Genomic DNA, 12,932 nt, shown 5'->3' with positions numbered 1-12,932 from the left:
CGCTACCTAGTTATTAATATTAACAGCCACCCTAATGGGTGGCGCGGTTGTTTTTGATTTAATCAATATTTCTCAGCAGTTCATTAATACCCACTTTGCCACGGGTTTTGGCATCCACCTTTTTCACGATAACAGCGCAATACAGGCTGTAGCTGCCATCTTTTGACGGAAGATTACCGGAGACGACGACAGAACCTGCGGGTACGCGACCATAATGGATTTCGCCGGTTTCACGATCGTAGATTTTGGTGCTCTGGCCGATGTAAACCCCCATTGAGATCACGGAGCCTTCTTCTACGATTACGCCTTCTACAATCTCAGAGCGTGCACCGATAAAGCAGTTGTCTTCAATGATGGTTGGGTTGGCCTGCAATGGCTCCAGGACACCGCCAATGCCAACACCACCGGATAAGTGAACATTTTTACCGATTTGTGCGCAGGAACCGACGGTGGCCCAAGTGTCCACCATTGAGCCTTCATCCACGTAAGCCCCAAGGTTGACGTAAGATGGCATCAATACGGTGTTGCGGGCGATATAAGCCCCCTGGCGGACAGCCGCAGGAGGCACGACCCGGAATCCTTCTTTTTCGAAACGAGCTTGATCATAGTCAGCAAATTTCATCGGTACTTTGTCGAAATAGCGGCTTTCAGCCCCTTCCATCACTTGATTGTCATTAATGCGGAAGGAAAGCAATACCGCTTTTTTCAGCCATTGATGAGTTACCCACTCTCCGTCGATTTTTTCAGCAACCCGCAGTTTGCCACTGTCCAGCATTTGAATAACCTGATTAATGGCATCACGGGTTGCGCTATCAACAGTAGTTGGGGTGATGTTGACGCGGTCTTCAAATGCATTTTCGATAGTCGTTTGTAATTGCTGCATAAGTATGCGGTTCCTAATTTCTGTTAAGAGAATCTTGCTATAGTTTATCTCGTGTGTTGAGAGCCTCTGTCAACCTTTCTGAGAGTTCATCCCTTATTTTTTTATGTAATGCGTTTTGATCTTTATCCGCCAATACAAAAAAGTCTTCCACACGTTCGCCAATAGTCGTAATGCGTGCTCCATGTAAGAAAACCCCCAATTCGGCGAAAATATTACCTACCCGTGCCAATAATCCTGGTTGATCCAATGCGACCAATTCCATGTAAGTACGGCGAGCATTTTTTGTCGGTAAGAAGTTGACTTTGGTAGGGACATTAAAATGGCGCAACTTGGCAGACAGATTGCGTGCCTTTGGGACGTCAGGATGCGGATCATTCACGACTTTCAATAAGGCACGGCGGATAGGTTCGTGGCGATCAAACGCCAGTGGATGACCGTTAGGATCTAAAACGACAAATGTATCCATCGCCATTTCATCACGATTAGTGAAAATTTGAGCATCATGGACACTTAAATTACGCTTGTCCAATTCCCCAACAACAGCCGCAAAAAGCGAAGGCCGGTCCTGGCACCAAATGAAAATTTCTGTGCCACCGTGAGAAAATGCGGTGCTGATCAAAACCATGGGTTCCGGGGGGAGGTGATGGATTAAATGGCTAGCGTGCCACGCTAATTGGTCGGGGGTATGGCGCAGGAAATAATCTGCATGGCAACGGCTCCAGATGTTGTGCAAGCGCTGTTCGTTAATTTCTTCCTGGCGCAGAAGAGCCAATGCCTGCAAGCGATTGTTATGGATGCGTTCCCGTAAATCAGGGGTGTTTTGGATACCTTGGTGTAATTGGGTTTTAGTGGCGAAATAGAGTTCACGTATCAGGCTCTGTTTCCAGCTATTCCACAGTTTAGCGTTGGTGGCGCAAATATCTGCAACAGTCAGGCAGGCTAAGTAATTAAGGCGATTTTGGTTTTTAACCTGACTGGCAAATTGTTGGATAACCTCAGGATCTTGAATATCCCGCCGTTGTGCGGTCACTGACATCAGCAGATGGTCGCAAACCAGCCATTCCACCAATTCGGCTTCGTGGTTGGTCAGGCCATGCTGTAGTGCGAATGCGAAGGCATCTTTGGCACCGAGTTCAGAATGGTCGCCGTTGCGTCCTTTGGCAATATCATGGAAAAACGCCGCCAATCGCAGTAGCTCTGGCTGAGACAGGTGCGGATAAAGTTCAACACACAGCGGGTGGATCACGCGGTTGTTTTCATCAGCAAAACTTTCCAGTTTTTGCAGTACGCGGATGGTGTGTTCATCAACGGTATAAGCATGAAAAAGGTCAAATTGCATCTGGCCGACAATATGACTCCAAAATGGCATGTAAGCCCCCAGGACACTATGCAGGTGCATCGGGAGTAATGCCCCTGTAACTGCACGGGGGTGGCGCAGAATATCCATGAAAATTTTTCGTGCTTCGGGGCGTTCGCATAACGGCGTAGTCAGGTTTCTGCGGGCATAGCGAAGTTGGCGTAATGTCGTGGAATAGATCCCCTCAATTTCATGATGTTCAGCCATGTGATAAAACATTCTCAATATTGAAATGGGATCGCGGCTAAACAGTGTTTCATCAATAAGATCGATAAGGTTTCCCCGCAATTGAAATTCGGTGTTCAGGAAGCGGGGTTTTTCATTAGGTTGCAGTGCCAAAATGGCTTCATTAAACAGTTGCAGCAGCATGTTATTTAGCTCACTGACACGGCGGGTCATGCGATAGAAATCTTTCATCATTCGTTCGACCGGCTGATTTCTTTCCCCTTCATAGCCGAGTAGTCTGGCGACACTAAACTGACTTTCGAACAGCAACCGGTTATCGTAACGGGTAACCACCAAATGAAGCGCAAAACGGATACGCCAGAGAAAATTCTGACATTCGTTCAATTCATTGCGTTCTTCTTGGGTCAGGAAACCAAAATTGACCATTTCATCTAAAGAGGTAGCACCAAAATGGCGATGAGCAACCCAAAGTAAGGTATGGATATCGCGCAGGCCACCTGGGCTGCTTTTGATATCTGGCTCCAGATTGTAACTGGTGCTGTGATAGCGTTGATGGCGTTCCTGTTGTTCCGTAATTTTGGCTGCGAAAAATTGAGCGGATGGCCAGAAATCATCACTGAAAATATATTTCTGTAATCGCAAAAATAGCGGCAAATTTCCGCAAATCAGGCGGGATTCAATGAGATTAGTCGCTATAGTGGAGTCGGAAAGCCCTTTTTGCTGACATTCTTCGAATGTCCTGACACTATGACCGACTTCAAGCCGGATATCCCAAAGTAGGGCAATAAACTGGCCAAGACGGGCTGATTGTTCTTCAGTTAATGGCAATTTGCTCAGAATCAATAGGTCAATGTCAGAGAGAGGATGTAATTCGCGGCGACCATAGCCACCTACCGCAATCAGGGAAAAGGAATCGATCGGATCAAATCCCTGTTCCTGCCATAATCGTTTTAAAAGTTGATCAATATAGTCACTGCGGGTGTAAATCAGTGCATCCGGTGAGATCCCTGCCTTGAATGCGTGTTCAAGCCAGAGCTGGAATTCATCAACGTGCTGTTTAAGGGCGGGGAATTGCAGATCATCGTGGGAAAACTCCACAGGAGAAAGGGGGGGAACGGGTGCTTGCGCTAAGGAGATATCAACCGGCATATGCAGAAACCTATCGTGAGAAAGCCCATGATGATCAGATTACTGAGAAAATGATAGGTTGAACAGGGATTATTGACAGAGATAAAAGCTCCCGGTGGGTTGAAGATAACAGGGAGCTTGTTGATTAAATTTAATAAATTGTATTAGCGGGCAATTATGCGTTTTCTAATACTGCCGAGATATGTGCTTCTTCTTCTTGGCGCCATGTCATGATTTCACAACCATTATCGGTAACGACAATAGTGTGCTCATACTGAGCAGACCAACCGCGATCTTTGGTTTTAACTGTCCAGCCATCTTTCATAGAGCGGATACGAAAATCACCCGCGTTGACCATCGGCTCAATGGTGAATGCCATCCCTTTTTGCAATATCACGCCGCCATCATCCGCATCATAATGCAGAACATGAGGTTCTTCGTGGAAGCCTCTGCCGATACCGTGACCGCAGTATTCGCGGACAACAGAATAATCGTGACTTTCGACAAATTGCTGAATTGTCTTGCCGATGGTACGCAGACGGATGCCGGGTTTAACCATTTTCAGGGCAAGATACAAGCTTTCCTGCGTGACGCGACACAGGCGCTCACCTTGAATGGTGGGCTTGCCGACAATAAACATTTTAGAAGTATCACCGTGGAACTCATCTTTGATGACGGTCACGTCGATATTGACGATATCCCCTTCTTTCAGCGCCTTATCATCGCTTGGAATGCCGTGGCAAACCACGTCATTGACGGAGATGCACACGGATTTAGGGAAGCCGTGATAGCCCAGACAAGCCGAGATGGCCTGTTGTTTTTCGGTTATGTGCTTGTGGCAGATACGATCAAGTTCACCCGTAGTGACGCCCGCCTTAACGTAAGGCTCAATCATTTCCAGAACTTCGGCGGCCAGACGTCCGGCAACCCGCATTTTCTGAATGTCTTCTTCTGTTTTGATAGAAATAGCCATGAAATGGGTCCATTTAAGTCGGAAAATTACCGACTACTTGATATTAATTAAGGAAAGTATTGTCGGTAATGGTATCAGCCCACCGAAGGGATGCCAATATAACCCGAATCAGTCGCTGTAATAAACATAGCTGTAACAAACGTAGCTGTAACAAATGTTGGAGTCTGGTGGTGGTTTATGGTATAAAACGCGCCGGTATTCTGTGTCATTGTTTCTGATGTGATGCAATGTACGAAGGATACTAAATAAACTCATTATGTGTAAATAACACACACGGATCGGCACATACACCGGGGTGCTCTTATGCGGTTAGCTCATTTTTACAAATAGCCCGCAGCTAATGAGTCGGTGTCATGGGATCTGTGGAGGCATAACCCCAATTAACTTTATAGAGGTCTAAAATGGCAACTGTTTCCATGCGCGATATGCTGCAAGCGGGCGTTCACTTCGGTCACCAGACTCGTTACTGGAACCCAAAAATGAAACCTTTCATCTTTGGTGCTCGTAACAAAGTTCATATCATCAACCTGGAAAAAACTGTTCCAATGTTCAACGATGCTCTGGCAGAGCTGAACAAAATCGCTTCCCGTAAAGGTAAAATTCTGTTTGTTGGCACCAAGCGTGCTGCTAGCGAAGCCGTAAAAGAAGCAGCACTGAGCTGTGACCAATACTTCGTTAACCACCGTTGGTTGGGTGGTATGCTGACTAACTGGAAAACTGTTCGTCAGTCAATCAAGCGTTTGAAAGATCTGGAAGTTCAGTCTCAGGACGGTACTTTTGAAAAGCTGACTAAAAAAGAAGCGCTGATGCGTTCTCGTGAGCTTATCAAACTGGAAAACAGCCTGGGCGGTATCAAAGACATGGGCGGCCTGCCTGATGCGCTGTTTGTTATCGACGCTGAACACGAACACATTGCTATCAAAGAAGCAAACAACCTGGGTATCCCTGTCTTCTCTATCGTTGATACCAACTCTGATCCAGACGGCGTTAACTTCATCATCCCAGGTAACGACGATGCAATCCGTGCAGTTAAACTGTACCTGACTGCGGCAGCTACCGCTGTTCGTGAAGGTCGTTCTCAAGATCTGGCTGTTCAGGCTGAAGAAGATCTGGTAGACGCTGAATAATAAGGCCTGCTCATTTTGTTTGAGCCCTTATTGACCAGGTATTGAAATATATTGGTTAGGGGGCCTATCAAGGCCCCCTTTACCTATCTGATATAGAACTATTATCTGATATAGAACTTTCCACGCGGAGTATTATCTTCCCGCGAGACACATCGAGGAATAAAACAAATGGCTGACATTACCGCTGCTCTGGTAAAAGAACTGCGTGAGCGTACTGGCGCAGGCATGATGGAATGTAAAAAAGCACTGGTTGAAGCAAATGGTGATATCGAACTGGCTATCGATAACATGCGTAAATCAGGTCAGGCAAAAGCGGCTAAGAAAGCAGGCCGTGTTGCTGCTGAAGGTGTTATTCTGGTTGAAGTTGCGGCTGATGCTAAATTTGCAGCAATCGTTGAACTGAACTGTGAAACTGACTTCGTTGCTAAAGATGCTGGCTTCCTGGCGTTCGGTAAAGAAGTTATTGCTTCTGTTATGGCAGACAAAAACGCTGACATCGACGCACTGAAAGCGAAGTTCGAAGAACAGCGTACTGGCCTGGTCGCGAAAATTGGTGAAAACATCAACATTCGTCGCGTTGCTATTCTGGAAGGTGAAGCGGTGGGTTCTTACCTGCACGGCGCTCGTATCGGTGTTCTGGTTGCGGCTGAAAGTGCCAACGAAGAATTGATCAAACACATCGCAATGCACGTTGCGGCAAGCAAGCCAGAATACGTGAACCCAACTGACGTTCCTGCTGACGTTGTTGAGCGTGAGCACCAGATCCAGCTGGATATCGCTATGCAGTCTGGTAAGCCTCGCGAAATCGCAGAGAAAATGGTTTCTGGCCGTATGAACAAATTTACCGGCGAAATCTCTCTGACTGGTCAGAACTTCGTGATGGACCCAAGCAAATCTGTTGGCGATCTGCTGAAAGAAAACAATGCTAAGGTTATCAACTTCATCCGCTTCGAAGTTGGTGAAGGTATTGAGAAAGTTGAAGCTGATTTCGCCGCAGAAGTTGCTGCAATGAGCAAACAGTCTTAATTTTCTTGAACGGAGCCGCCGATTGGCGGTTCTGTTTTATCTCATGATGAATTTTTACATCTGGGCTTTATCGCGTGGGTGTGTAGTAGTTGAGTCAATCTTAATAAATCCCCAATATCCTTATCTGCTTAGGACTGAACACCATGGCAACCAATGCAAAACCCGTATATCAGAAAATCCTGCTTAAGCTCAGTGGAGAAGCCCTGCAAGGCACAGAAGGTTTTGGTATCGACGCCAGTGTCTTAGACCGCATGGCTCAGGAAATCAAAGAACTGGTTGAGCTGGGTATTCAGGTCGGTGTCGTTATTGGAGGAGGTAACCTGTTTCGTGGTGCCGGTTTGGCAGAAGCAGGAATGAACCGTGTCGTAGGCGACCACATGGGCATGTTGGCGACTGTGATGAATGGTCTGGCAATGCGTGATGCTTTGCACCGCGCCTATGTGAACGCTCGTCTGATGTCTGCCATCCCATTGAATGGCGTGTGTGACAATTATAGCTGGGCTGAGGCGATAAGCTTACTGCGCCACGGTCGTGTTGTTATTTTCTCTGCGGGTACTGGCAACCCGTTCTTCACAACAGATTCCGCTGCCTGTTTACGTGGCATTGAAATCGAAGCGGATGTTGTGTTAAAAGCAACCAAAGTTGATGGCGTTTATTCTGCTGATCCTGCAAAAAATCCTGAAGCCGTTCTCTACAATAAGCTCACTTATCAGGAAGTATTGGAGCGTGAATTGAAAGTGATGGATCTGGCGGCCTTTACGCTGGCTCGTGACCATAATCTGCCAATTCGTGTCTTTAATATGAACAAACCAGGCGCACTTCGTCGTGTTGTGATGGGAGAAAGTGAAGGTACGTTGATTTCTCACGGCTGATTTTTCACAGTTCGTGCTCAGAGACATTGGTGAAATTTGACGGTATGATCAGCGTCCTGATGCGCCAAATTTAATGACACCGGGTCACACATGTCGTAGCGTATTCGGTTCACTTATTGATGACTTACGCAGTGTGGCCTAAAAAAATAACCATCTCCCAAGGGTTTGTAACGTGATTAATGAAATCAAGAAAGACGCACAAGACCGCATGGAAAAAAGCGTCGAAGCACTGAAAAATCAAATTAGCAAGGTTCGTACTGGCCGTGCTTCTCCTAGCCTGTTGGATGGCATCAGCGTTGAATATTATGGCGCGGCGACTCCACTGCGTCAGATTGCAAACGTCGTTGCAGAAGATGTTCGCACTTTGGCGATCACGGTATTTGATCGCTCTATGTCTGCGGCGGTTGAAAAAGCTATCATGGCTTCTGACCTGGGCCTGAATCCCTCTTCTGCCGGAACCATTATCCGTGTTCCATTGCCACCACTGACAGAAGAACGCCGTAAGGATCTTATTAAAGTCGTTCGTGGGGAAGCGGAACAGGGTCGTGTCTCCATCCGTAACATTCGCCGTGATGCGAACGATAAGGTCAAAACACTGCTGAAAGACAAAGAAATCAGTGAAGATGAAGAACGTCGTTCACAAGATGAAATTCAGAAACTGACTGACAGCTTCATTAAGAAAATTGATGAAGCGTTGGCAAATAAAGAAACTGAGTTGATGGATTTCTAATTGCCGTTTTACGCATACAACGCCGCAACTCTTGCGGCGTTGTTCTTTTACACTTCGTATCACATTTCTTTCTCAAGCGATGGACATAGCGATCTGCACCGCTCAAACTATGACAGATTTTCTGTTACGATTTTCTATTGCAATTTTATATCAGTAGCATACTTAGAGTATTAAAATGAAACGGTTAACTATTCTTGGCTCAACGGGTTCGATTGGGAAAAGTACGCTTTCTGTTGTTCGCCATAACCCGGAGAAATTCAGTGTCATCGCACTGGTTGCTGGGAAAAATATTGCAGTCATGGCACAGCAATGTTTGGAATTCCACCCTCAATATGCCGCAATGGCCGATGAGCCGTCAGCAAAAGCGCTGCGTCAGTTATTACAGGCGCAGGGAAGCCAAACCGAAGTGCTGTCCGGTAAACAGGCTATTTGTGATTTAGCGGCATTGGATAACGTCGATCAAGTCATGTCAGCCATCGTTGGCGTCGCAGGTTTATTGCCGACGTTGGCGGCTATCCGCAAGGGCAAACAAGTTCTGCTGGCTAACAAAGAATCGTTGATTACCAGTGGCCGTCTGTTTATGGAAGCGGTTATCCAATACAAAGCGCAATTGCTGCCAATTGATAGCGAACATAATGCTATTTTCCAAAGTCTGCCGGAGGGGGTTCAGCACAATCTCGGCAAGGCAAATCTAAAAGAACACGGTATTTCCAGCATTATCCTGACGGGATCGGGCGGGCCGTTCCGCCAGACGCCTTTGGTGAATTTGCCCGATGTGACGCCGGATGAAGCGTGTGCGCATCCTATCTGGTCAATGGGCCGTAAAATTTCGGTGGATTCTGCCACGATGATGAACAAGGGATTGGAATATATCGAAGCGCGTTACCTGTTCAATGCATCCGCAGATGAAATGGAAGTAGTATTGCATCCCCAATCGGTCATTCATTCGATGGTTCGTTATCAGGATGGCAGCATCATCGCACAATTGGGAACACAGGACATGTGTACCCCAATTGCCTATGCGATGGCTTATCCTAATCGTATTCCATCCGGGGCAAAGCCACTGGATTTTACCGAATTGAGTTTGCTCACTTTTGAATCTCTGGATTATCAGCGTTATCCTTGTTTGAAACTGGCGATTGAGGCTTGTCACCGGGGGCAGGCGGCAACAACGGCGTTAAATGCAGCAAATGAAGAAACCGTTGATGTTTTTTTGCAAGGTGGGATCCGTTTCACCGATATTGCGACAATCAATCGGTTGGTCGTTGAAAAAGTAAATTTATCTGAACCGCAAAGTATCGAAGAGGTCTTAGAAATCGATAACATAGCCAGGGCCTTAGCGCGAGAAACCATAAGCACTTTTGCCAAATAGCCAGTTTTATTAATAAGTATAGGTTTGCGTTTTGGCAAATGATATAGTTCGCGGGTAAATTACAGTTGCTATAATAGCCATTTCAATCATCTGGTGCTTGCATTCTAATCATAGATAAGCACAGGTTAAAGGCTTTCATTCAGTCGTGCCTGAAATAGCCGTGCTATCCGTGCTAATTGTTGACACGGAATACGGCTTTTCATGTTTAGAAGTGATTGAGTTTACCAAAAAGTCAGCTTAGTTATTTAAGGATTATTTTGAGTGATATCTCCCTGTGATAATGACTCATTGCCAACGTTACCCAGACATGTCGCCATCATTATGGATGGTAACGGTCGCTGGGCAAAAAAACGGGGCAAATTAAGAGTCTTTGGCCACCGTGCAGGAATTAAAGCCGTACGAAGTGCCGTGAGTTTTTCAGTGAAAAATAATATTAATTCACTGACGCTATATGCTTTTAGCAGCGAAAACTGGAATCGCCCACAGCAGGAAGTCAGTTCATTGATGGAGCTGTTTGTTTTTGCTCTCGATAATGAAGTAAAGAGCCTGCATAAACACAATGTGAAATTGTCTGTGATTGGTGATATCAGTCGTTTTAGCTTACGGTTGCAGGAGCGTATCCGCCGTTCTGTTGAATTGACAGCGGGCAATACCGGATTACAGCTTAATATTGCTGCTAACTATGGTGGTCGTTGGGATCTGGTTCAGAGTTTTAAGCAAATTGCGGAAAAGATTGAAGCCAATGAATTATCTCCCGAAGAGATTACCGAAGCGACAGTTGATGACTTCATCAATTTAAGTCAGCAGCCTGAAGTGGATCTGGTGATTAGGACTGGCGGCGAACATCGTGTCAGTAATTTCCTGCTCTGGCAGATCGCTTATGCAGAATTGTATTTTACCGATATACTTTGGCCTGATTTTGATGAAACTATTTTTGAAGGTGCAATTAATGCCTTTGTCAAACGAGAACGCCGATTTGGCGGAACGCAAGACGATGCCGAAGTGGGATCATAGGAGGATAACTTGCTGAAGTACCGTCTTTTAACTACGTTGATATTGATTCCACTTGTTATTGTAGCGCTGTTTTTCCTCTCCCCGGCAGGGTTTGGGTTGGTTGTGATTGCTGTTTCAGCACTTGCTGCATGGGAATGGGGGCAATTTGCAGGTCTTTTCACTCCAGTTAAGCGTATTACGCTGGCTGTGTTATTTGCTGTCGGGCTATTGGCCTTGCAGTACTCTTTGTCGGATTTTTCTCACCTTATTGAGAAACCACAAATTGTATACCTACTGTGGGCTGGCATGCTTTGGTGGGTGGTCGCCATTTTATTGGTGGTGACGTATCCGGCTTCTGCTTCCATCTGGAAATCGTCGGTTGCCTTGCGCCTGCTATTCGGGGTTATGACTATTGTGCCATTTTATTGTGGGATGATGGTACTGCGTACCCAGAGCTATGAAAATAATCCTTATGATGGCGCATGGTGGTTGCTGTACGTCATGCTGTTGGTATGGGCTGCCGATTCAGGCGCTTATCTTTTTGGCCGTACCATGGGTAAACATAAAATGGCCCCAAAAGTATCCCCAGGTAAAACGCTTGAGGGGTTGGTTGGTGGGTTATTAACGGCTGCACTGATTTCGTGGTTGTTTGGTAAATTTGCCCCTGTCCCCGCGATGCCAGAACATTTGTTGCTGATTTCTACGGTAGTGGTGGTTGCCTCGGTCTTTGGTGATCTGACTGAAAGTATGTTCAAGCGGGAATCTGGGATCAAAGACAGTAGTCAATTGATTCCGGGGCACGGCGGTGTCATGGACAGGGTTGATAGTCTGACTGCGGCAGTTCCCGTGTTTGCTGGGCTGGTTATGTTAATTTCTTCTGGATTTACTCTCTGAAGGTACGTAATGGATATTCTCTGGAATCTGGCTGCATTTATTGTTGCTTTGGGTGTTCTCATCACCGTGCATGAGTTTGGTCATTTTTGGGTTGCCAGACGGTGCGGTATCTACGTTGAACGCTTTTCCATCGGATTTGGCAAGGTGCTTTGGCGTCGTACAGATAAACAGGGAACCGAATACGTTATCGCTCTTATCCCCTTAGGGGGATATGTCAAAATGCTCGACGAGCGGGTAGGGGAAGTTGCTCCCGAACGTCGTCATATGGCATTCAATAACAAAACTATTGGCCAGCGTGCGGCAGTTATCAGCGCTGGGCCAATCGCAAACTTCATTCTGGCGGTGATCGCTTATTGGCTGGTTTTTGTGATTGGCGTGCCATCTGTACGCCCGGTAGTGTTGGATATTAAGCCAAACTCGATTGCTGCACAGGCAAATATTTTGCCTGGAATGGAACTAAAAGCCGTTAATGGTATCGAAACTCCTGATTGGAACTCAGTACGTCTTGCCATGATAGGTAAAGTGGGGGCGACATCGGTCACTATGGATGTTTTGCCGCTGAATGCGCTTGATGGTGTTCAAAAGACACTAGATTTGAGCAAGTGGGCTTTCGATCCATCTAAACAGGATGTTCTGCTATCTTTGGGAATTATGCCTGTTGTACCTCGACTGAGTTCGCAAGTGGAAAAAGTTTATCCTGCTTCAGCCGCTGAAAAAGCGGGTTTACAAAGTGGGGATAGGATCGTTAAAGTCAACGATCAAGATGTCGATGTATGGCACACTTTTTCATCTTTTGTCAGGAAGAATCCTAATACTCCTCTAAAATTGGACGTTGCGAGAGCGGGGGGAATGATCTCCTTGTCCCTGACTCCTGAAGTCAGAAAATTATCCAATGGCCGTGAAGAGGGGTTTGCTGGCACCGAACTGAAAATCATTCCATTGGCGGATGAATACAAGGTTATTCAGCAATATGGACCTTTTTCTGCCATTTATGAGGCAGGAGACAAGACTTGGCAGTTAATGAAGCTGACGGTCAATATGATCGGCAAATTGATTGTGGGTGACTTAAAACTGAATAATCTGAGTGGGCCGATTTCCATTGCCAAAGGCGCAGGAGTATCGGCTGATTCTGGCTTGGTGTATTATTTAATGTTTTTGGCGCTGATTAGCGTCAATCTTGGGATCATTAATTTGTTTCCATTACCTGTACTAGATGGTGGACACTTGCTTTTCCTTGCTATCGAAAAGATTAAGGGGGGGCCAGTCTCCGAGCGTGTACAAGACTTCAGTTATCGCATTGGTGCTATGTTACTGGTGTTATTAATGGGGCTTGCACTTTTCAATGATTTCTCCCGCTTTTAAGGTGGGAGACCGGTTAGGAAAACGCATAA

General features: G+C 46.2%; 11 protein-coding genes. 8 read left to right on the top strand and 3 right to left on the bottom strand.

Going from position 1 to position 12,932, the window contains the following annotated elements:
* Positions 1 to 58: 58 nt before the first annotated feature.
* The 3 genes from dapD to map all read right to left on the bottom strand — a co-directional run bounded on the left by dapD (position 59) and on the right by map (position 4,527).
* Positions 59 to 883: a 2,3,4,5-tetrahydropyridine-2,6-dicarboxylate N-succinyltransferase gene (gene dapD, locus PXH59_RS11810; RefSeq protein WP_285808481.1), complete on the bottom strand. Its 825-nt coding sequence runs from the start codon at positions 881 to 883 to the stop codon at positions 59 to 61.
* 37 nt (positions 884 to 920) lie between these two features.
* Positions 921 to 3,575, bottom strand: a complete 2,655-nt coding sequence (gene glnD, locus PXH59_RS11805) for a bifunctional uridylyltransferase/uridylyl-removing protein GlnD (RefSeq protein WP_285808480.1) — start codon at positions 3,573 to 3,575, stop codon at positions 921 to 923.
* A gap of 154 nt (positions 3,576 to 3,729) precedes the next feature.
* Positions 3,730 to 4,527: a type I methionyl aminopeptidase gene (map, locus tag PXH59_RS11800; protein ID WP_047769029.1), complete on the bottom strand. Its 798-nt coding sequence runs from the start codon at positions 4,525 to 4,527 to the stop codon at positions 3,730 to 3,732.
* Positions 4,528 to 4,928: 401 nt separating this feature from the next.
* Between map and rpsB the strand changes: the two genes are divergently transcribed.
* The 8 genes from rpsB to rseP all read left to right on the top strand — a co-directional run bounded on the left by rpsB (position 4,929) and on the right by rseP (position 12,903).
* The gene (gene rpsB / locus PXH59_RS11795; RefSeq protein WP_047769027.1) at positions 4,929 to 5,654 is read left to right on the top strand and encodes a 30S ribosomal protein S2; all 726 of its coding nucleotides are present in this window, start codon (positions 4,929 to 4,931) and stop codon (positions 5,652 to 5,654) included.
* A gap of 168 nt (positions 5,655 to 5,822) precedes the next feature.
* Positions 5,823 to 6,680 carry a translation elongation factor Ts gene (gene tsf / locus PXH59_RS11790; RefSeq protein WP_047769025.1) on the top strand — a complete coding sequence of 286 codons (858 nt, stop codon included), beginning with the start codon at positions 5,823 to 5,825 and terminating at the stop codon, positions 6,678 to 6,680.
* A 143-nt stretch (positions 6,681 to 6,823) separates the two neighbouring features.
* Positions 6,824 to 7,552: a UMP kinase gene (gene pyrH / locus PXH59_RS11785; RefSeq protein WP_047769023.1), complete on the top strand. Its 729-nt coding sequence runs from the start codon at positions 6,824 to 6,826 to the stop codon at positions 7,550 to 7,552.
* A 172-nt stretch (positions 7,553 to 7,724) separates the two neighbouring features.
* Positions 7,725 to 8,282, top strand: a complete 558-nt coding sequence (frr, locus tag PXH59_RS11780) for a ribosome recycling factor (RefSeq protein WP_047769021.1) — start codon at positions 7,725 to 7,727, stop codon at positions 8,280 to 8,282.
* 175 nt (positions 8,283 to 8,457) lie between these two features.
* Positions 8,458 to 9,654, top strand: coding sequence for a 1-deoxy-D-xylulose-5-phosphate reductoisomerase (gene ispC, locus PXH59_RS11775; protein ID WP_047769018.1), 1,197 nt, complete (start codon positions 8,458 to 8,460; stop codon positions 9,652 to 9,654).
* A gap of 321 nt (positions 9,655 to 9,975) precedes the next feature.
* A complete protein-coding gene (uppS, locus tag PXH59_RS11770) occupies positions 9,976 to 10,668 on the top strand; it encodes a polyprenyl diphosphate synthase (RefSeq protein ID WP_285811756.1) in 693 nt (230 codons plus the stop codon).
* Positions 10,669 to 10,677: 9 nt separating this feature from the next.
* The gene (gene cdsA, locus PXH59_RS11765) at positions 10,678 to 11,541 is read left to right on the top strand and encodes a phosphatidate cytidylyltransferase (protein WP_047769014.1); all 864 of its coding nucleotides are present in this window, start codon (positions 10,678 to 10,680) and stop codon (positions 11,539 to 11,541) included.
* A gap of 9 nt (positions 11,542 to 11,550) precedes the next feature.
* Positions 11,551 to 12,903, top strand: a complete 1,353-nt coding sequence (gene rseP, locus PXH59_RS11760; RefSeq protein WP_047769012.1) for a sigma E protease regulator RseP — start codon at positions 11,551 to 11,553, stop codon at positions 12,901 to 12,903.
* Positions 12,904 to 12,932: the final 29 nt, after the last annotated feature.

The organism is Xenorhabdus bakwenae, from assembly GCF_030272115.1.
Taxonomy (GTDB): domain Bacteria; phylum Pseudomonadota; class Gammaproteobacteria; order Enterobacterales; family Enterobacteriaceae; genus Xenorhabdus; species Xenorhabdus bakwenae.
This window is presented reverse-complemented; position numbering and strand designations above follow the sequence as displayed.

What these genes read in the sequence shown, in the direction of transcription:
- tsf (WP_047769025.1), top strand. Translation starts at nt 5,823, where the DNA reads ATGGCTGACATTACCGCTGCTCTGGTAAAAGAACTGCGTGAGCGTACT.
- uppS (WP_285811756.1), top strand. Translation starts at nt 9,976, where the DNA reads ATGGATGGTAACGGTCGCTGGGCAAAAAAACGGGGCAAATTAAGAGTC.
- rpsB (WP_047769027.1), top strand. Translation starts at nt 4,929, where the DNA reads ATGGCAACTGTTTCCATGCGCGATATGCTGCAAGCGGGCGTTCACTTC.
- dapD (WP_285808481.1), bottom strand. Translation starts at nt 883, where the DNA reads ATGCAGCAATTACAAACGACTATCGAAAATGCATTTGAAGACCGCGTC.
- ispC (WP_047769018.1), top strand. Translation starts at nt 8,458, where the DNA reads ATGAAACGGTTAACTATTCTTGGCTCAACGGGTTCGATTGGGAAAAGT.
- map (WP_047769029.1), bottom strand. Translation starts at nt 4,527, where the DNA reads ATGGCTATTTCTATCAAAACAGAAGAAGACATTCAGAAAATGCGGGTT.
- pyrH (WP_047769023.1), top strand. Translation starts at nt 6,824, where the DNA reads ATGGCAACCAATGCAAAACCCGTATATCAGAAAATCCTGCTTAAGCTC.
- glnD (WP_285808480.1), bottom strand. Translation starts at nt 3,575, where the DNA reads ATGCCGGTTGATATCTCCTTAGCGCAAGCACCCGTTCCCCCCCTTTCT.
- rseP (WP_047769012.1), top strand. Translation starts at nt 11,551, where the DNA reads ATGGATATTCTCTGGAATCTGGCTGCATTTATTGTTGCTTTGGGTGTT.